Annotated in this window: 19 protein-coding genes; 3 read left to right on the plus strand and 16 right to left on the minus strand. The window is 67.1% G+C overall.

What is annotated here, in order from left to right; all coding sequences use genetic code 11:
* The first annotated feature begins 317 nt into the window (after positions 1-317).
* The gene (locus QRM95_RS13440) at positions 318-941 is read left to right on the plus strand and encodes a class I SAM-dependent methyltransferase (RefSeq protein ID WP_285248070.1); all 624 of its coding nucleotides are present in this window, start codon (positions 318-320) and stop codon (positions 939-941) included.
* Here QRM95_RS13440 and dapF read toward each other — a convergent pair.
* The 6 genes from dapF to QRM95_RS13470 all read right to left on the minus strand — a co-directional run bounded on the left by dapF (position 913) and on the right by QRM95_RS13470 (position 6,555).
* Positions 913-1,857, minus strand: a complete 945-nt coding sequence (gene dapF, locus QRM95_RS13445) for a diaminopimelate epimerase (RefSeq protein WP_285248071.1) — start codon at positions 1,855-1,857, stop codon at positions 913-915. The two genes, QRM95_RS13440 and dapF, sit on opposite strands and share 29 nt — an antisense overlap.
* A gap of 44 nt (positions 1,858-1,901) precedes the next feature.
* Positions 1,902-2,798, minus strand: coding sequence for a tRNA (adenosine(37)-N6)-dimethylallyltransferase MiaA (miaA, locus tag QRM95_RS13450; protein ID WP_285248072.1), 897 nt, complete (start codon positions 2,796-2,798; stop codon positions 1,902-1,904).
* A gap of 3 nt (positions 2,799-2,801) precedes the next feature.
* Complete coding sequence (gene miaB / locus QRM95_RS13455) at positions 2,802-4,361, minus strand: tRNA (N6-isopentenyl adenosine(37)-C2)-methylthiotransferase MiaB (protein ID WP_285248073.1); 1,560 nt, start codon at positions 4,359-4,361, stop codon at positions 2,802-2,804.
* Between the two features lie 3 nt (positions 4,362-4,364).
* A complete protein-coding gene (locus tag QRM95_RS13460) occupies positions 4,365-4,913 on the minus strand; it encodes a regulatory protein RecX (RefSeq protein WP_285248074.1) in 549 nt (182 codons plus the stop codon).
* Between the two features lie 111 nt (positions 4,914-5,024).
* Positions 5,025-6,080 carry a recombinase RecA gene (gene recA / locus QRM95_RS13465; RefSeq protein WP_026265110.1) on the minus strand — a complete coding sequence of 352 codons (1,056 nt, stop codon included), beginning with the start codon at positions 6,078-6,080 and terminating at the stop codon, positions 5,025-5,027.
* A 250-nt stretch (positions 6,081-6,330) separates the two neighbouring features.
* Positions 6,331-6,555, minus strand: a complete 225-nt coding sequence (locus QRM95_RS13470; protein ID WP_018763630.1) for a DUF3046 domain-containing protein — start codon at positions 6,553-6,555, stop codon at positions 6,331-6,333.
* A gap of 41 nt (positions 6,556-6,596) precedes the next feature.
* Here QRM95_RS13470 and QRM95_RS13475 point away from each other — a divergent pair, with 41 nt between their 5' ends.
* On the plus strand, positions 6,597-7,127 hold the full coding sequence (locus QRM95_RS13475) for a MarR family winged helix-turn-helix transcriptional regulator (RefSeq protein WP_285248075.1): 531 nt from the start codon (positions 6,597-6,599) through the stop codon (positions 7,125-7,127).
* A gap of 80 nt (positions 7,128-7,207) precedes the next feature.
* Here the strand turns inward: QRM95_RS13475 and QRM95_RS13480 are convergent, their stop codons facing one another.
* From QRM95_RS13480 to QRM95_RS13510, 7 genes are all read right to left on the minus strand, one after another.
* Positions 7,208-7,660, minus strand: a complete 453-nt coding sequence (locus tag QRM95_RS13480) for a helix-turn-helix domain-containing protein (RefSeq protein WP_018763632.1) — start codon at positions 7,658-7,660, stop codon at positions 7,208-7,210.
* A gap of 165 nt (positions 7,661-7,825) precedes the next feature.
* The gene (locus QRM95_RS13485) at positions 7,826-8,305 is read right to left on the minus strand and encodes a CinA family protein (protein ID WP_285248076.1); all 480 of its coding nucleotides are present in this window, start codon (positions 8,303-8,305) and stop codon (positions 7,826-7,828) included.
* Positions 8,302-8,940, minus strand: a complete 639-nt coding sequence (gene pgsA / locus QRM95_RS13490; RefSeq protein WP_285248077.1) for a CDP-diacylglycerol--glycerol-3-phosphate 3-phosphatidyltransferase — start codon at positions 8,938-8,940, stop codon at positions 8,302-8,304. The genes QRM95_RS13485 and pgsA overlap by 4 nt, the downstream gene beginning before the upstream one ends.
* Before the next feature lie 45 nt (positions 8,941-8,985).
* Positions 8,986-11,871, minus strand: a complete 2,886-nt coding sequence (locus QRM95_RS13495) for an FtsK/SpoIIIE family DNA translocase (protein WP_285248078.1) — start codon at positions 11,869-11,871, stop codon at positions 8,986-8,988.
* A 199-nt stretch (positions 11,872-12,070) separates the two neighbouring features.
* Positions 12,071-13,762, minus strand: a complete 1,692-nt coding sequence (locus QRM95_RS13500; RefSeq protein ID WP_043455217.1) for a ribonuclease J — start codon at positions 13,760-13,762, stop codon at positions 12,071-12,073.
* Between the two features lie 40 nt (positions 13,763-13,802).
* The gene (gene dapA, locus QRM95_RS13505; RefSeq protein WP_285248079.1) at positions 13,803-14,711 is read right to left on the minus strand and encodes a 4-hydroxy-tetrahydrodipicolinate synthase; all 909 of its coding nucleotides are present in this window, start codon (positions 14,709-14,711) and stop codon (positions 13,803-13,805) included.
* A 58-nt stretch (positions 14,712-14,769) separates the two neighbouring features.
* Positions 14,770-15,150: a hypothetical protein gene (locus QRM95_RS13510; protein ID WP_285248080.1), complete on the minus strand. Its 381-nt coding sequence runs from the start codon at positions 15,148-15,150 to the stop codon at positions 14,770-14,772.
* A 132-nt stretch (positions 15,151-15,282) separates the two neighbouring features.
* On the opposite strand from QRM95_RS13510, the gene QRM95_RS13515 reads away from it, so the two are divergent.
* The gene (locus tag QRM95_RS13515) at positions 15,283-16,533 is read left to right on the plus strand and encodes a heparan-alpha-glucosaminide N-acetyltransferase domain-containing protein (RefSeq protein ID WP_285248081.1); all 1,251 of its coding nucleotides are present in this window, start codon (positions 15,283-15,285) and stop codon (positions 16,531-16,533) included.
* Here QRM95_RS13515 and QRM95_RS13520 read toward each other — a convergent pair.
* The 3 genes from QRM95_RS13520 to dapB form a co-directional block, all read right to left on the minus strand.
* Positions 16,514-17,461 (minus strand): TM2 domain-containing protein, encoded by a 948-nt coding sequence (locus QRM95_RS13520; protein ID WP_285248082.1) that lies wholly within the window; start codon positions 17,459-17,461, stop codon positions 16,514-16,516. The genes QRM95_RS13515 and QRM95_RS13520 overlap by 20 nt on opposite strands.
* 215 nt (positions 17,462-17,676) lie before the next feature.
* On the minus strand, positions 17,677-18,150 hold the full coding sequence (locus tag QRM95_RS13525) for a hypothetical protein (protein ID WP_285248083.1): 474 nt from the start codon (positions 18,148-18,150) through the stop codon (positions 17,677-17,679).
* A 2-nt stretch (positions 18,151-18,152) separates the two neighbouring features.
* Entirely contained in the window at positions 18,153-18,923 is a 771-nt protein-coding gene (gene dapB / locus QRM95_RS13530; protein ID WP_285248084.1) for a 4-hydroxy-tetrahydrodipicolinate reductase, read from the minus strand.
* Positions 18,924-19,032: the final 109 nt, after the last annotated feature.

Consider the following 19,032-nt stretch of genomic DNA (forward strand, 5'->3'; position numbering starts at 1 on the left):
CGGTGCCGGGGCCGGGATGCCGCGTTGCAGGGGCGGCTGGGCGGGCGAGGCCGGAGAATTGCAGGAAGCGCAGCGGAAGGCTGACGTTCGAGTACTGTCCGGCGGCCGGGCCTGGACGGAATGGTCCGGGTCCGGTGCACAAGCGGAAGGAATGGGAACCTGCGTCGCTGTGGGACGGGCTGCCTCTGCTGGGCAGCGGCAGGAACGGGCGAGGCCCGTACCGGCTACTCGAAGATCAAGAACATGCCCATTAGCCTAACAGAGGGGCGCAGGCACAGTTTCCCATTACGCTGCAGGGGGAACTACTCTGGCCAGTTATGGAGTCCGCTCACTATTTCAGCACGTCCCCCGCCGGGCCCTTTACCCGCAAGCCCCTCACCGTGGAACTGGCCGGCGGAACGCGCAGGCTCCAAAGCTCCTCGGGCATCTTCAGCCCGGACGGCATCGACAAGGGCACTGCCATACTCCTGGCGGAGGTCCCTGCGCCGAACCCCCACGGCAACCTGTTGGACATTGGTTGCGGCTGGGGACCGGTGGCCCTCACCATGGCACTGCTGGCGCCCCAGTCAAGGGTCTACGCGGTGGATGTCAACGAACGGTGCATCACCCTGACCAACGAGAATGCCGAGGCGCTGGGCCTGTCCAATGTGGTTGCCAGCACGCCTGAGGCCGTGGACCCGAATATGCGTTTCGACACCATTTGGTCCAATCCGCCCATCAGGATCGGCAAGGACGAACTGCATGCGCTGCTGAAGCTGTGGCTCCCCCGCTTGGCTGACGGCGGGACAGCGTGGCTGGTGGTCCAGAAGAACCTGGGCTCGGACTCGCTGCAGCGCTGGCTGGCCGCCGAACTGGACAGCTCCTTCACCGTGACGCGCGAATCGACCGCCAAGTCCTTCCGGATCCTGAAGGTCAGGAAAGCGTCCCGCTCGCCACAATAACCGCCGGACCGCTGAGCTCCACGTGCTCGTGGCCGCCGGGTCCGGCGAAGAACTTAACGCCTACAACCCCTCCGGGAACATGGACGCGCCAGACGTCGGGAGCCTCGGCACCCGCCCAGTGCCGGATGGCGACGGCGGCCGCGCAAGCGCCCGTGCCGCAGGATTGCGTCTCCCCCACACCGCGCTCATGCACGCGCATGGTCACTGATCCGACGCCGTCGTGCACGAGGGGCTCAGCCGGAACGACGAACTCCACGTTGGTACCGTTTGCCGGGACGGGGTCGACTTTCGGCGCGGTGAAAAGCCGGGTCCCGGCCAGCTCGGACAGCTCGGCAAGGGCCACCACGGTGTGCGGGTTGCCCATGCTCACGGACAAGGCCGGCCGGGGAACCTCCAGCCCGTCGGCGGCGACGAGGGAATCCATGGCCTTGGCACTGGCTTCGCCGGGAAAGATGAACTCCCAGGGGCCCATGTCCACCGCGTAGTCGTTCCCGGTACGGACCACGGTCTTGACCCCGCCGCGCGTCCCGATGGCAAGTGAACCGCCGTCGGGCAGGTCGATCAGCCCCTCGGTGCGCAGGAAGTGGACGAACACCCGGACCCCGTTTCCGCACATTTCCGACAGCGAACCGTCCGCGTTCCGGTAATCCATGAACCATTCCGCGCCGGGGGTGTCCAGCAGCAGTTCCCTGCCCTCCGGCAGGAAGCGGGAGGGCACGGCCCTGATCAGCCCGTCGGCGCCGATTCCCTGGTGCCGGTCGCACAAGGCCGCTGCCTGGTGCTCGTCGAAGCTGCGGGTGCCCTCGGGATCGGCCACCAGGACGAAGTCGTTGCCCGTGCCGTGCCCCTTGGAAAAGCGGAGGCCGCCCATGGCACGAAGGGCGGATCCGGACGTTTCGGCGGGGGTAGCATTCATGGTCCCAAGCGTAGCGGCGGATGCCGCTGCCGCTGAAACCGCGGTTACCGGCAGAGCAGCGCAGCCTTGCCGGCAAGTTCGGGATCCTGCCAGTCCAGCCATGTAATGCGGGGGTCGGCGCGGAACCAGGTGAGCTGGCGACGGGCAAATTGGCGGGTAGCCACAATGGTTTCCTCCGCAGCGTCCGCCACGGTTAAGGCGCCGTCGAGGACCCGCAGGAACTGTGCATAGCCGAGGGCCCGGGAGGCTGTCTTCCCGGTCCGCAGGCCTTGGGCGTCAAGCGTCCCCACTTCTGCCAGCAGCCCGGCGTCCACCATCCGGTGGACCCTGACTGCCAGGCCCTCCCGCAGGACATCACGGTCCACGTCCAGTCCCACCTGGACAGCCGGCTGGTGGTACTCCCGGCGGGGCATGAAGGAGCTGAAAGGCCGTCCGGTGAGTTCGTGGACTTCCAGGGCGCGGATGATCCGCCGGGCATCAGCGAGCCGTTCCGCGGAAGCGGGATCCACGGCGCGGAGCCTTGCCAGCAGTTCTGCCGTCCCGCGTTCCGCGTGTTCTGCCTCAAGCCGGGCGCGCAACGAGGCGTCCGTGCCGGGAAACTCCAGTACGTCCAGGGCGGCCCGTACGTAGAGCCCCGAGCCGCCGGCCAGGATGGCCCTCTTGCCGCGGGCATGGATGTCCGCGATCACGCCACGGGCCTGTTCCTGGAACTTGGAGACGCTCGCCTCCTGGGTGACGTCCATGATGTCCAGGAGGTGGTGTGGCACGCCCCTGCGCTCGGCCATGGAGATCTTCGCGGTGCCGATGTCCATGCCCCGGTAGAACTGCATGGCGTCGGCGTTGATGACCTCGCCGTCCAGTTGCAGGGCAAGGTTGACGGCAAGATCCGATTTGCCGGAGCCAGTGGGACCGACGACGGCGATGACGGGCGGGGCGACCACCGGTCAGCGGGTGGTGCGCAGCGGCAGTGAAGGCATGCCCAGCGAGACGCCCTTTTGTCCGGCTCCGTTCCCTGGCACCGGCGCGCCGCAGGAATCCGCCTGCGACCGGTCCCAGGCGTCCCCGGCGCGCGACCTGCGCAGGCTGTAGTCCTCGGGCGTGGGGTCGGCCACCAGGTGGAAGGCAGCGGCTTCGGTGATGGTGACGGTCACGAGGTCGCCGGGCCTGGGGGCCGGCGCGCCTTCAGGGACCGAGAAATGTACCAGCCTCTGGTCCCTGGACCGGCCGGAGAGCCGGTGCGTCTCCTCGGACTTGCGGCCCGACTGCGCGGTGACCATGACCTCCAGCCGGCGGCCGAGCTGCTTCCGGTTTTCCTCCGCGGCGATCCTGTCCTGCAGCGCAGTGAGCCGTTCGAACCTTTCCTGGACTACGGCCTTGGGCAGTTGGTCCGGCAGGTCCGCGGCAGGGGTCCCTGGCCGCTTGGAATACTGGAAGGTGAAGGCGGTGGCAAAGCGCGACTTCTCGACGACGTCGAGCGTGGCCTGGAAGTCCTCTTCTGTCTCGCCGGGGAAGCCGACGATGATGTCGGTGGAGATGGCGGCGTCAGGGATCCTGTCCCGGACCTTGTCGAGGATGCCGAGGAACTTGGTGGACCGGTAGGACCGCTTCATGGCCTTCAGGATGCTGTCCGAGCCGGACTGAAGCGGCATGTGGAGCTGGGGCATGACATTGGGTGTTTCCGCCATGGCCTCGATGACGTCATCGGTGAATGCCGCGGGGTGGGGGCTGGTGAAACGGACCCGTTCCAGCCCTTCGATGTCGCCGCAGGCACGGAGGAGCTTTGAGAAGGCCTGGCGGTCGCCGAACTCCACCCCGTAGGAGTTGACGTTCTGGCCAAGCAGCGTGACTTCGATGGCGCCGTCGTCCACGAGCGCCTGGATTTCAGCGAGGATCTCGCCCGGGCGGCGGTCCTTTTCCTTGCCCCGCAGGGCCGGCACGATGCAGAACGTGCAGGTGTTGTTGCAGCCAACCGAGATGGACACCCAGCCGGAGTACACGGAGTCGCGCTTGGTGGGCAGCGTGGACGGGAACACGTCCAAGGACTCAAGGATTTCCAGCTGCGCTTCGTCGTTGTGCCGGGCCCGGTCGAGCAGTGCCGGGAGCGCACCAACATTGTGGGTTCCGAAAACGGCGTCAACCCAGGGCGCCTTCTTGAGGATGGTTTCCCGGTCCTTCTGGGCCAGGCATCCGCCCACCGCGATCTGCATCCCGGGGTTCGCCGCCTTGACGGGCGCCAGGATACCGAGGTTTCCGTAGAGCTTGTTGTCAGCATTCTCGCGCACCGCGCAGGTGTTGAACACCACGACGTCGGCTTGCTCGCCTTCCGCGGGAACGTACCCGGCGTCTTCAAGTAGTCCCGCCATCCGCTCCGAGTCGTGGACGTTCATCTGGCACCCGAACGTCCGCACCTGGTAGGTACGCGGCCGGGCTCCGGGCTGCGGACCCGTTCCGGGTTCGACGGAAGGGGTGGTGCCGGAATGGGGGGAAGGAATGGTCAAACTCACCCGTTAAGGGTACCGGCTCGGGAGCGGGTCACCGTCGGGATCCCGGACTGAACCGAGTACGTCATTGACGATCCTGAATGCCTGCGCGGGCTGGTAGCCCTTTCGCGCCAGCATGGACGCCAGACGGCGCACTGCTTTATCCCGTTCGGCCGCGTCCGACAGGTTTGTTCCAGGCCGCAGCTTGCGCTCAACCAGGGTCCTGGCGGCAGCTTCCTCGTCGGCGTCCGATACTTGTTCCAGGGCCGCGGCGGCGGTTTCGGGGTCGATGCCCTTCTCCGACAGCTCGCGCCGGAGGGCACCCCTGGCGAGCTTGCGGGACTGGGATCGACTCCTGACCCACATGTCGGCAAATTCGGCGTCATCGATCAGGCGGACTTCCTGGAATTTGTCCAGGACTTCCTCTGCCACGTGTTCCGGGATGTTCCGTTCGGCCAGTTTCCGGGCAAGCTGCAGCCTGCTCTTCGGCGAGGCCGTCAGCTGCCGGTACACGATGGCCTTGGCCACCCCGGCAGGATCCGGTTCGGCGTCCTCTGCCAGGGGGTCGTCGGGCACGACAGACCGCTCCGTGGCCCCACGGGCGGGGTTGGCGGAGCGGCGCCGCCGGGAACCGGATTCGGGTGACCTGGCGTCAGGCGAATGCGCCTCGGGAGACCACGTCAAGGGCTAGAACCCGTCGACGGCTTTCAGCTTGGGCGTGTCCTTGGACTCGTCCTCCGCCGGCTTCACGCCCACACCGAGTTTCTCCTTGATGAGGCGCTCCAGTTCAGCGGCAAGCTCGGGGTTGTCGCGGAGGAACCGGCGCGAGTTCTCCATGCCCTGGCCCAACTGGTCGCCGTCGTACGTGAACCAGGAGCCGGACTTCTTGATGATGCCGTGCTCGACGCCCATGTCGATGATGCCGCCTTCGCGGGAGATGCCCTGGCCGTAGATGATGTCGAACTCGGCCACCTTGAAGGGCGGGGCCATCTTGTTCTTTACGATCTTGGCCTTGGTCCGGTTGCCGACCGAATCAGCGCCTTCCTTCAGGGTCTGGATGCGCCGGACGTCGATGCGGACCGACGCGTAGAACTTCAGCGCCTTGCCACCGGTGGTGGTTTCGGGGGAACCGAAGAACACACCGATCTTTTCACGGAGCTGGTTGATGAAGATGGCGGTGGTCTTGGTCTGGCTCAGGCGGCCGGTAATTTTACGCAGTGCCTGGCTCATGAGCCGTGCCTGGAGGCCGACGTGGCTGTCGCCCATGTCGCCTTCGATTTCAGCGCGCGGAACCAGGGCGGCGACGGAGTCGATGACGACGATGTCCAGGGAGCCGGAGCCCACCAGCATGTCCATGATTTCCAGGGCCTGTTCACCGGTGTCCGGCTGTGAGACCAGCAGGGCGTCGGTATCCACGCCGAGCTTCGCGGCATAGTCCGGGTCCAGGGCGTGTTCGGCGTCGATGAAGGCAGCGATGCCGCCCAGCCGCTGGGCGTTGGCCACGGCGTGCAGTGCCACGGTGGTCTTACCTGACGATTCCGGCCCATAGATTTCCACCACGCGGCCGCGGGGCAGCCCGCCAATGCCGAGGGCGACGTCCAGGGCGATGGACCCGGTGGGGATGACCTCGATGGGGGCACGGACTTCGTCGCCCAGGCGCATCACCGAGCCCTTGCCGAACTGCTTGTCAATCTGGGCAAGTGCTGCTTCCAGCGCTTTTGCACGATCCGGGGCTGCCGCCATGGTTGACACCTCTAATGCTTTCTCGATGGTGGCCTGTGCGGCCGTCTTGTTGGTCATCTCTGACGCTAAGGGGACCCACTGACATTCCGGCCTCAGGACATCGGCTATGTGGATAAACCCAATAAAAAAAGCATAGCGTTATCCGAACAGGTATTCGAAGAGGAAGGTCGCGCGGCGTGTCCGGCAAGGGGTCCCGGACCGGTCGGCAGGAGGCCCGGCCGGCCGGCGGATGCGCCGTGCCCGGCGGGCGTCAGTCGCGGCGGGGGGCTATGTCCCGGCCGAGCCGGCGGTCCGCCGGCACGTCCTGGAGGTCGCAGACGGCAAGCCAGACCTTGCGCGGCTCCACCCCGGCGGCCAGCGCCTGGTCCGCGGTGCGCCCGCCGACCCCGGCCAGGACCAGGGTACTGCTCAGCACGCGGGAGTAGCCCGCGCCGAACTCGTCATCCATGAGCCGCCAGTAGTCGCTGATTCGCATCGGTAAATCCTCTCATGAGTGTGGACCCTAGAATTGTTGCCATGAGCAACTCCCCCGATGGCACGCCGGCTGATGTAGCAGTCGATGCTGCCGCCGATACGGCCCTGCAGAACGTCGAGCACCAGATCAGTCTTTTTTGGCGGCGCGCACGGGCCATTTCGAACCAGCTGTCACGGGAAGTGCACCCGGACATGGAGCCTGCGGCGTACGGGCTGTTGACTGTGATCCGCCGCGAGGGGCCCATCCGGCTGACCGAACTGGCGATGAACATCGGGGTGGGCAAGCCCTCCGTCAGCCGGCAGATCGCGTTCCTTGAAGGCCTGGGGCTGGTTTCCAAGGAGGCCGATCCGTTGGACCGCCGGGCGCAGTCCATCCGGTTGACGCCCAAGGGGGAAGAAAAGATGCACCAGGTCCAGGACGCCCGGCGCCAGGTCTTCCAGGAACGGCTGCGGGAATGGCCGGTGGAGGACCTGCAGGAACTGGCCCGCTACATGGCCAAGCTGAACTCCACCTACGAGCCCGACGGATTCCCGAAGGAAGCACCGGGCGCGTCTCCGGCACGGGAGAGCTAGCCGCCTTCACGCAAGAAAAGCCCCCGGCCATGCCGGGGGCTTCTTTGTTCCGCGGCCCACCCAACGGGTGGGGGCTGCCCCTAACGGGCGCCGGAGAGAAGGCCTGTGGAGAGTTCGTCGTTCAGTTCTGCGTTGAGGTCGCGTTCCAGGTCACGGCCGTAACGCTGGGAGAATTCCTGCGGTACGGTGTCCGGCACTGCAACACCCTCGGCTACTGCCACCCGGTCGCTGACCTCCCGAAGCATGCTGGACAACGGCACGTCCAGGGCGGAGCAAATCGAGGACAGGAGCTCTGACGAGGCTTCCTTCTGGCCACGCTCCACTTCACTGAGGTATCCCAGGGAAACGCGGGCGCTGTGCGAAACTTCACGGAGCGTGCGCCCCTGACGCTGGCGGACATCGCGCAGCACATCACCGATTTCGTGACGAAGTACCACCATCTTGCGCTCCTTCTGTTCGCTCTTAGCCTGTTCGGCGAGGCCCACATCCTTCCAGCGGACAACGCCGTTTACGGATACGGGCTGCTTTACCATCTGTATCGCCTTGCTCCCTCATTGGTCAGGTCCGCCTAAAGGCGGACCGTCTGGTCGTTTCATCCTAGGCGCCTCCGCTCTCCGGAAGCGACACAATGTAATAACTAATCGGTACCGGCTTTTGTTCCCGGCAACTTTACGTGCGGTAACTTGGGCGGGCAAGCGTCAGGCTGAGATCGCCTCAAGGAGCCTTTCAAGGGCCGCCGCACACGCTTCGGCGCGGATGTCAGGCCGGCTGCCCGTGAAGGAATACTCAAATGCCGTGCTGCCGGCGGCGGTGGCGATCCCCACGTAGACCCGCCCGACAGGTTTGCCGTCGTGCGCCTCCGGACCGGCCACGCCGGTGGTGGAAACCCCGAGGTGGGCGCCCAGGACGTCGCGGGCTCCTTCGGCCATGGCGCGGGCGACGTCCGGGTCGACGGAGCCGACGCGGGCCAGGAGCCCGGCGGGGACGTGGAGTACTCCTTCCTTGACCGAGTTCTGGTACGCAACGACGCCGCCCTGAAGCATGCCGGAGGCGCCGGGGGTATCGGCGAGGACGGCGGAGACCATGCCGGCGGTCAGGGACTCTGCGGTGGCAACGGTCAGTCCCGCGTCAAGTGCCTGCCGCACGACCTGTCCGGCGAGATGGTGGAGGTTGCTCACGGTTCCTGTCCTTTCACCGTTCCTGCCTGCCGCCCCTTCGCGCGCAGGCGCAGGGCTTCGATGACATATTCGACGCCGGTCCACACGGTGATGGCCAGCGCCGCCATCATGACGGCGAAAGCAACCCACACCAGCCACGGCGCAAAGGCGCCCAAAGGGAGCAAATACAGGAAGATCGCTGCGGTCTGCACGACGGTCTTGAGCTTTCCGCCGCGGGAAGCGGGAATGACTCCGTAGCGGATGACGAAGAAGCGAAGTGCCGTGATTCCCCATTCCCGGACCAGGATCACGAGCGTTGCCCACCACGGCAGTTCACCCAGCAGGGAAAGCATGACCAGGGCCGATCCGATGAGCAGCTTGTCCGCGATGGGGTCGGCGATCTTGCCGAAGTCCGTGACGAGGTTCCGGCTCCTGGCGATGTCGCCGTCGAGCTTGTCCGTGTAGATGGCGACGGCGAACGCCGCCACCGCGGCCCAGCGCCACGACCCTGCCTCACTGTGCAGGCCGGGGGCATCTGCCACGAGGAACCACACGAAGAACGGGACCAGCGCGATGCGGATCATGGTCAGGACGTTGGGTAGGTTCCAGACCCCGGCACGGCGCGGGCCGGCGGCGGTGGCATCGGTGCTAGTCACGTACCTAGGCTACCTGCCCGGGGCTGCCGCAACGCCGGCGCGGCCCTACCGTCCGGTCAGCGACCAGGCGTCCTCGGAGCCGTCGTCGTCATCCCCGTACCCGCCGGGAGCGGAATCGGAGCCGTCGTAGTACTCGACGTTCTGCTTCCGTTTGTCCAGGTCCGCGGCCACCAGGTCCTCTGCGTAGCCGCCCTGGGCGATGTTGGCGTTGGCATTGTCACTGAGCGCGGCTGTCTGCGAATCCGGGGCGGCCGGTGCGTCCTGGCCCTTCATGGCCGCCAGCACGGCCGCGAGGTCGTCCGGCTTGACCAGCACGTCGCGGGCCTTGGAGCCCTCGGAAGGGCCCACCACTCCCCTGGACTCGAGCAGGTCCATGAGCCGGCCGGCCTTGGCGAAGCCGACGCGGAGCTTGCGCTGCAGCATCGAGGTGGAGCCGAACTGCGTGGTGACCACCAGTTCCGTGGCCTGCAGCAGCACCTCGAGGTCATCGCCAATGTCGTCGTCGATCTGCTTCTTTTCCGCCTCGGGGGCGACGTCATCCCGGTAGACGGCCTGGAGCTGACCTTTGACATGCTCCACCACCTTGTGGATCTCGGACTCGGTGACCCAGGCACCCTGCACACGCATCGCCTTGGAAGCACCCATCGGCAGGAAGAGTGCGTCGCCCTGGCCGATCAGCTTTTCCGCGCCGGGCTGGTCGAGGACAACGCGGGAGTCGGTGACCGAGGAGGTGGCGAACGCCATGCGGGACGGCACGTTGGCCTTGATGAGGCCGGTGACGACGTCCACCGAGGGCCGCTGCGTGGCCAGCACCAGGTGGATGCCGGCGGCGCGGGCAAGCTGGGTAATGCGCACGATCGAGTCTTCGACGTCGCGCGGGGCGACCATCATCAGGTCGGCGAGTTCGTCCACGATCACCAGCAGGTACGGGTACGGCCGGATGACGCGCTTGGAGTCCACCGGCGGGTGGACCTTGCCGGCACGGACGGCCTTGTTGAAGTCGTCGATGTGCTTGAAGCCGTAGTTGGCGAGGTCGTCGTAGCGGGCGTCCATCTCGCGGACCACCCACTGCAGCGCCTCGGCAGCCTTCTTTGGGTTGGTGATGATGGGGGTGATCAGGTGCGGGACGCCCTCGTAGGCCGTCAGTTCCACGCGCTTGGGGTCCACCATGACCATGCGCACCTCGTCCGGGGTGGCCCGCATCAGGATGGAGGTGATCATGGAGTTCACGAACGAGGACTTACCGGCACCGGTGGCACCGGCGACCAGGAGGTGCGGCATCTTGGCGAGGTTGGCCACCACGTAGCCGCCTTCGACGTCCTTGCCGACGCCCATCACCATGGGGTGGTCCGTGCGGCGGGCGTTCTGGCTGCGGAGCACGTCGCCCAGGGAGACGGTTTCGCGGTCCGTGTTGGGGATCTCGATGCCGATCGCGGACTTGCCCGGGATGGGGCTGAGGATCCGGACGTCGGAGCTGGCCACGGCGTAGGAGATGTTCTTGGACAGCGCTGTGACGCGTTCCACCTTGGTGCCCGGCGAGAGCTCGATCTCGTACCGGGTGACGGTGGGGCCGCGGCTGAACCCGGTCACCGTGGCATCAACGTTGAACTGCGTCAGGGTGTCGGTCAGGGCGGCGACGACGGCGTCGTTGGCCTCCGTGCGCTCCTTGGGGATGGATCCCGGGGTCAGGAAGTCCGAAGCCGGCAGCGTGTAGGTGACGTCCCCGGCGAGGGAGAGCTGCTCGGTCCGCTGCGGGATGGGTACCGGTGGCGGAGCGGGCGCTACCGGATTCGAGGGCACCGTGGGTGCGGCGGCCGGCTTCCCGGGAGCCGCGGCGCCGGGAATAACCAGCGGGATGGCCTCGGTGGCGTTCTCCGCGGCAGGCGCCGAACCGGCGCCCAGGCCCTGCGCAGCCTTGATTTTTTCGACGGCGATCTCCGCCTGGGTGGGGCGCCGGACGCCCGGTGCGGGCCGCGCGGGCTCCGGCTCGTCGTCGTCGATGACCGCGTGTTCGAAAGCTTCGTCGCCCACGTAGCCTTCCAGGCCGGCATCGGGCTCCTGGTCCTTGCCGAACAACCTGCGCTTCTTCTTTTTGGGCTCAGCGGCTGCGGGGCGTTCGAGGTAGCTGCGGTCGTGCACGTGGCCGGGGTCCTGGTCCATCAGGTCGATGCCCATGAGGTGCTCGTAGGCTCCGCGAAGGCGGCGCGGGATGGCCGTGAACGGGGTGGCCGTGATGATCAGCAGGGAAACGAAGGCCAGCAGCCCGTAGAGTGCCACCGGCACGGCGGGATGGATGGCGGCCAAGGGACTGGCTGCCAGGAAGCCGAGCATGCCGCCGGCTTTGCGGAGGCCGTCGAAGCCATCGGCAACCGTGGGCTGGCCGCCGAGGATGTGGGCCAGGCCGCACCCCGCGAAAGTCATGATGAGGAAGCCGATGCCCACCCGATTGTTGCCCCGGCCGTCCGAGGGGCGCCTGAACAGGCGGAACGCGCAGACAAAGAGCATGAGCGGGAGCAGCAGGGAGAGCCAGCCGAAGGTTCCGTTGACCACGGCATAGACGGCGTCCGGGAACCAGCCCGTCAGGCCCCACCAGGCGAACGTGGCAATGAACACACCCAGGGCCAGGTTGAACAGCGCGGCACCGTCGCGGCGTTCGTCCGCGGGGAGGTCGCTGACGTCGTAGCCGATCCGGCGTACTCCCCCGCCCACCAGGTGCCCGATTCCGAGCCATGCCCCGCCCACGACGCGCAGGGGCCAAGGCTGGTGGTGTTCGACGGCGGGAAGCTGGCGGGTGCGTGCAGTGCTGGTTGAGCCGCCGCGCCCTGTCTTGCCGGCAGTGGAGCCGGTTCCGCGGCCTGTGGAGCTTCCGGCTTTGCTGCCGGAGCTGCCCCTGCCGGTACCTTTGGGCGCGGAAGTAGTACGTGTGGCCATAGTAGCCACGGTACCGGAAGCATGCTGTGATTCCGGGGATATCGGGGCTGCCGGGCCGCCCGCCGGGGCTTGCCGATGCGCTTGAGGATGCGCATTGCCGGAGGCGCGAAAAGGCCCGGTCCACAGGGAACCGGGCCTTTCGGTGGTGCAGCGAGGCTGTCCGCGCAGGTCAGTCGCGCAGCCGGGCCGCGCGGGGGGCTCAGGCCTCGAGGACCACCGGGATGATCATGGGCTTGCGGCGCAGCTTGCGGTTGACCCAGGTGCCGACAACGCGGCGCACCACCTGCTGGAGCTGGTGGCTGGTGTGGTCGGCGTGGTTCTGGACTGCTTCCTCCAGCGCCGCGTTGATCTTGGGGATGATGTCGTCGAAGACGGAATCGTCCTCGGCGACGCCGCGGGCGTGGATTTCCGGACCGGACACCACCTTGCCGGTGGCGCGGTGGATGACCGTGATGATCGAAATGAATCCTTCGTCACCCAGGATGCGGCGGTCCTTGAGGTCGGCGTCGGTGATTTCACCCACGCTGGACCCGTCAACGTAGACAAAGCCCACTTCCACCTGGCCGACGATGTCTGCCTGGTGGTCGCGGAGGTCGATGACTGTGCCGTTGTCGGCAAGGATTACGCTCGCCTCGGGCACGCCGGACTCGATGGCGATCTTGCCGTTGGCGATGAGGTGCCGGGTTTCGCCGTGGACGGGCATGGCGTTCAAGGGCTCAAGGATGTTGTAGCAGTACAGCAGCTCGCCCGCGGCGGCGTGGCCGGAGACGTGGACCTTGGCGTTTCCCTTGTGGATGACATCGGCGCCGAGCTTCAGGAGGCCGTTGATGATCCGGAAGACGGCGTTCTCGTTGCCCGGGATGAGGCTGGAGGCCAGGATCACGGTGTCGCCGTCGCCCACCACCACGCGGTGGTCGCCGTTGGCCATCCTGGACAGGGCGGCCATCGGTTCACCCTGGGAGCCGGTGGACATCAGCACCACGCGGTTGTCCGGCAGATTGTCGATGTTCTTGATGTCCACGATCAATCCGGCAGGAACATCCAGGTAGCCAAGCTTTTCCGCGATGGCCATGTTGCGGACCATGGAGCGGCCCACGAAGGCCACCTTGCGGTTGTGCTTGGCGGCGGCGTCGAGGACTTGCTGCACGCGGTGGACGTGGGACGAGAAGGACGCCACGATGATGCGCTTGGTGGCCTGGCCGAAGAGGCGCTCCAGGGTGGGGCCGATTTCCTTCTCAGCCGTGGTGAATCCAGGCACGTCAGCGTTGGTGGAGTCGGACATGAAAAGGTCCACGCCCTCCTCGCCCAGCTTGGCGAAGTGCCGGAGGTCGGTGATCCGGCCGTCCAGCGGCAGCTGGTCCATCTTGAAGTCGCCGGTGTGCAGGACCGTTCCGCCCGCGGTGCGGATGAAGACGGCCAGGGCGTCCGGGATGGAGTGGTTGACGGCCACGAATTCGCATTCGAAGGGGCCGAACTTCTCCACCTGGCCCTCCTCCACGGTGAGTGTGTAGGGCCGGATGCGGTGTTCCTGCAGCTTGGCCTCGATGAGGGCGAGGGTCAGTTGCGATCCCACCAGCGGGATGTCGTTGCGCAGGCGCAGCAGGTACGGCACGGCGCCGATGTGGTCCTCGTGGCCGTGCGTGAGGATGACAGCCACGACGTCATCCAGCCGGTCTTCGATGTAGGAGAAGTCAGGCAGGATCAGGTCGACGCCGGGCTGCGTTTCCTCAGGGAAGAGGACACCGCAGTCCACGATCAGCAGCTTGCCGTCGATTTCGAACACGGCCATGTTCCGGCCGATCTCCCCCAGCCCGCCCAGCGGAACGATCCGCAGCGTGCCCTGGGGCAGGCGCGGAGGGGTGACAAGGCCGGTAAGGGCAGTTTGGGTCATAATGCACTACTTTCCAGGCGGAAGGGTGCCGGTCTTAGCCTCAGGAGAAGACCAGCCCCGCTTCCGCCAAATCCCCGCGGATGGTTTCGATCTCGGTTTCGTCCGGCTCCACGAGGGGCAAACGGACAATCGAGTTGGGCAGGACTCCCTGCCATTTAAGAATCTGCTTGGCCGCCACGGCCCCCTGGACGCGGGTCATGGTTGCCCGGACCACCGGCTGGAGTTCGACGTTGATCTTCCGGGCGGTGCCGAGGTCGTTGGCGTTGACGGCGTCGATGAGTTCGCGGAAGCGGCGGGTGGCCACGTGGGTGGTGACGCCCACCAGCCCCACGGCGCCCAGCGCCATCCACGGAAGGGTCAGTCCGTCGTCGCCGGAGTAGAAGAGGAGGTCGGTTTCCGCCATGACGCGGGTGGCCGCAACGAGGTCCGCCTTGGCGTCCTTGACGGCCACAATGTTGGGGTGCTGGGCCAGCCGGATCATGGTGTCGGGTTCGATCGCGATGGAGGACCGGCCCGGAATGTCGTAGAGCATGACCGGAACGTCCACCGCGGAGGCGATGGTTTCAAAGTGGGCGCGGACACCGGCCTGGCTCGGTTTGTTGTAGTAAGGGGTGACCAGGAGCAGTCCGTCGACGCCAAGGGCGGCGGCCTGCTTGGACAGGTGGACCGAGTGCGCGGTGTCGTTGGTGCCGGTACCGGCAATGATCGCGGCGCGGCCTCCGACGGCGTCCTTCACCGCGCGGAACATGCCGAGGTTTTCTTCGTCCGTCAGGGTGGAGGTCTCACCGGTGGTGCCGGTGACCACCAGCCCGTCGCAGCCGTCGTCGACGAGCTTGCTGGCCAGCGCAGCCGCCTGGTCGTAATCCACTGCGCCGTCCTTGGTAAACGGCGTGACCATGGCGGTCAGGAGGGTACCGAGGGCAGGGATGTGCGCGGAAGAATCAGCCATGGAAAAAACGTTACCCTGTCCCCGGCTGGTTAGGACAATGCCACGGGCGTGACGAGCGTCAAACAGCCCGGTTGCCGGGCCCCGGCGCGTTGGTTCCGGCGTGGCAATAGCGGCTGACGGCGGCCTGCCGCAGGTCCTCCGCCCAGGCAGCGAGCCGCTGCGCCGCCCGCACGTAATGGAACAGCTCGGTGGGCGTCAGCGCGTCGATATCCGTCTCGGACAGCCGCCGGGCGAGCTCGGCCCCCTCCGGCTGGGCGGCGAGGGTGATGCCCTCCCGCTCCCACTGGACGTCCTCTGACGGCCGCCCGGACACCAACTGCCGGAACAGGTAGTCCACCACGCCCGGGCTCATTGCCCTCAGCGGCAGGTTGACTGAGTGGGTAGGTGCCGGCTGCAGGCTTTCCCGCCGGGCGGGGGTTCCGGATGATGGCGTGTCCATTCCGCCATGGTATTCGAACATATATTCGAATACAAGGGTTTGCGGCGGCCCCTCCGGCACGGCAGGGCGCCGCCGGGCACCCTTTACATCGCCGGCAAGCCGCGCCGCACGGGCATGTGAGACGATCGGGTCATGACGTCCCGCACCCCGGCTACCCGGTCGCGAAAGGCCCCCGGGCGGAACCAGCCGGGCCGTCTTCGCGGCATCGATGCAGCGCGGGGCCTCGCCCTGCTGGGCATGATGGCCACGCACCTGCTGCCAACGTTCGAGTCGAACGCCAACCTCACCCCGACCTGGATCGGCCTCACCTTCTCCGGACGGGCCGCGGCCCTCTTCGCCGTGCTGGCCGGGGTGGGACTTGCCCTGTCCACCGGAAAGCACCAGCCGCTGGCCGGTCCCGATCTCGCGAAGGCCCGCCGCGGTGTCGCGCTGCGTGCCGTGGTGATTGCCGCCGTCGGACTTACCCTGGGCGGCCTGGAAGTGAACGTGGCCGTTATCCTGGTCCATTACGCCGTGTTGTTCCTGTGCGTACTGCCCTTCCTGGGCCTGGGCGCCAAGGCCCTGTGCGCCTGGGCCGCGGGCTGGATCCTTGGGTCGCCGGTGCTGGCCTACCTGCTGCGCCCCTGGCTCCTTGCCGCGGAGCCGCCACTGAAGCTGGGCCACAACCCGCGGTGGGAGGACCTGGGCACCCCCGGCCAGCTGCTCGGCGACCTCTTCCTGACCGGCTACTACCCCGTGGTGCAGTGGCTTGCCTACCTGTTGGTGGGCCTGGCCATCGGCCGCCTGGTCCTTGGCAAGGCCCTGGTCCCTGCCCTCCTGCTGGTGAGCGGATCGGTGGTGGCCGTCACCGCCAAGGCCATCGGGGTGGCCGCGATCGAGGATTGGGGTGGCCTGGCCGCCCTGGAGAAGGTTGTCAATGCCCCCGGCTACCCGTTGGACAGCGTCTTGCAGGTAAACCTGGCGGGGCTGCCGCAGGACGGCTCCTGGTGGTGGCTGGCCTCTGCTGCACCGCACTCCGGGACCCCCCTTGACCTGCTTCATACTTCGGCGGTGGCGGCAGCCGTCATCGGCGCATGCCTCCTGCTGGGGCGGCTCGCCGAGTGGATTGACCTGGACCTGCTGCTGCCCCTGCGCGGCGCAGGGGCCATGACCCTGACCCTGTACACGGTCCACGTCTGGGTGTTGTCGAACTTCTACCTGAAGCCCCTGCCGGCCGGCTGGACCGAGGACGGCATGTACTTCGCACACGCCGCCGTTGCCATCACCGTTGGCGTGCTGTTTGCCAGGTTGTCTTGGCGCGGCCCGCTGGAATGGCTGGGCCACGCCGCGGGCCAACTCGGCCGCGGTGTGCTGCCCTGGCCTGCTACTGCGGGGTCACGGTGAAACTGGACGCCTGGTCGCCGTAGTCATTGGTGACCACCACCGTGACGGGTCCCTTCTTGACGTCGAAAGCGATAACGCCCTGGCGCGCGTCTCCGGCGCCCACCTGCTCGGTCTGCAGGCCGCCGACTTCCTGGCCCAGGTAGATCAGCCCACCCTCCTTGCCGTCCGCGTCAAAGACGCTGAAGTTTGACGGAGTGGCAAAACTGCTACCCGTTACCGTCTCCCAGGACACCTGCACAGCCAGGAATCCGCCGTTCTTCGGTTCCAGGTAGGACATGCCGGGAATCTCGGCGGTGTAGAGGGAATCGAGCACGCTAACCCTCACCGTGTTGCCCTCGGACATGGTCACCACCGAGGCGTTCGCTTCCGTGGACGTGCCCGGTGACGGCGCCGTAGCGGCTTGGGAGGACGGGAGGGGCGCCTGGGCCGGGACGTTGAAACCCTCAACGGCAGCGGACACTACGGCGATGGAGGCAATGGCCAGCACCGTTCCCGTAATGGCGCCCGCAAGCCAGACGACCGCGGTGATGATCCAGGCCTTTTTCCTGGTCTCCGGATACCCCTCCAGCGGGCGGCCGTGGATGTCCCTGGTGTTCCCGGTCAAGGTCATGACCAGGTCCACGATGGCCCAGATGCCCAGGCCGCCCGCCGTCAGCAGCTTGGCCACGGCGGAACCGGTCTTGCCGAGGTAGAACCGGTCCGCCCCGAAGGTGCCCAGGAGCAGGGACAGGAGCCAGGTGGCCACGAAGGACTTGCGAGGCCCGTCACCGTAGGGAACCTGCGGGTTCGCCTCCGGCGGGTATTCCCCCCGGGGGCTCGTTGCGTAGGGCCCGCCAAACGGGGAGGGTGCCGGCGGAACCGGGGGCACGGACGGTCCCCTGCCGGTCGGCTGGGGGCACCGGGACTGGGGGTAAGGCGGCTGGCTCATGGATCGTCCTTCGTGCGGGTTCGGTGCAGGCATACGGGGTTTCGAAGGACGTTCGTGGCGGAGAACCCGCCCACCCCATCTCCGCCCCCAAGCCGGAAATTATTGCCAGACGAACATACCGCGGGCGGCATGCGGCTGCGATGGGCAGAAATGCCCATCGCAGGAAATCACCGGCAGGCGGCGGCCGTTGAGCCGGCCACGGGAACGGGCGGCTGCTAGGACGCGGCTGTGAACAGCCGGACGGCGTCGCGCATGGAGGCCCTGGCCCGCTTGCGGTCCCCGGCGGCGTCGTAAGCGCAGCTCAACCGGAACCACGAACGCCAGTCGTCCGGAGCCGATTCGGCTTCGATACGGTACTTTTCGAACTCGGCGTCTGCGGCCGCCCGGACAATCCGGCCGCCGGGCGTGCGCGGCAGCTCATCCACCGGCAACCCGCCTTCGGCTTCCAGGACCTTGGCCATCTGCTCGGTGCGGGCACCGAACATCAGTTCGCGGATCAGGGCCCATGCGCCGACGATGGGCAGCACCAGGTACGCCGCGCCAATGGCTTTGGCCGTGAGGTTGCTGTCCGCCAGGAGCAGGAGTGAGCGCTGGAAGGACACCACCAGGTAGAAGACCAGCAGCAGCGTCACTGCTCCCACCCAGATCTTGGTGCGGTTCTTCCGGAAGCCGGCAAGAAGCCCGTTCATGGTCAGAGTCCCAGGTCCAGGTAACCGTCCAGGCCCACGGTCAGGCCGGGGTGCGACGCTACCTGCCGGACACCCAGGAGAACACCGGGCATGAAGGACGCACGGTCGAAGGAGTCGTGGCGGATGGTCAGCTGCTCGCCGGGGCCTCCCAGCAGGACTTCCTGGTGCGCCACAAGCCCGCGGAGCCGGACGCTGTGGACGCGGACGCCATCCACGTCGCAGCCGCGGGCACCGGCACGTTCGCTGGTGGTGGCATCAGGGCTGGGCGGCACCTGCGCGGCGCTGCGCCCGGCGGCGATGAGCTGCGCGGTCCGGACGGCGGTGCCGGACGGGGCGTCCACCTTGTCCGGGTGGTGCAGCTCGATGATTTCCACGGACTCGAAGTATTGGGCGGCCTTGGCCGCGAAAGCCGAGGCCAGGACGGACCCGAGGGCGAAGTTCGGTGCGATGAGCACTCCGGTCTCCGGGTGCCCGGCCAGGACGGATTCCAGCGCAGAGAGCTTGTCCGCGTCCCAGCCCGTGGTGCCCACCACGGCGTGCATGCCGCGTTCAACGGCGAATCGGACGTTCGCTTCGGTGCTCTCGGGAACCGTGAGGTCCACCACGTACTGCGCACCGGAGGACGTCAGTTGATCCAGCGAGTCACCCCGCCCCAGGGCTGCGACGAGCTTCATGTCGGGCGCGGCGTCAATGGCTTTTACGGCCTCGGCGCCCATGCGTCCGTTGGCGCCCAGGACGGCTACCAGCTTGGGGGCGGAGTGTTGTTCGGTCATGCCATCCAGCCTACCGGCGGGACCGGTTGCCGCAGGAACCGGTCACTGTGCGTTACCTCGCACCGGAGCGGACAACCACGCCGGCCCGGGCCAGCCGGTTCCCGGACGC

Origin of the sequence: Pseudarthrobacter sp. efr-133-R2A-89 (assembly GCF_030209315.1) — a bacterium.
Classification (GTDB): domain Bacteria; phylum Actinomycetota; class Actinomycetes; order Actinomycetales; family Micrococcaceae; genus Arthrobacter.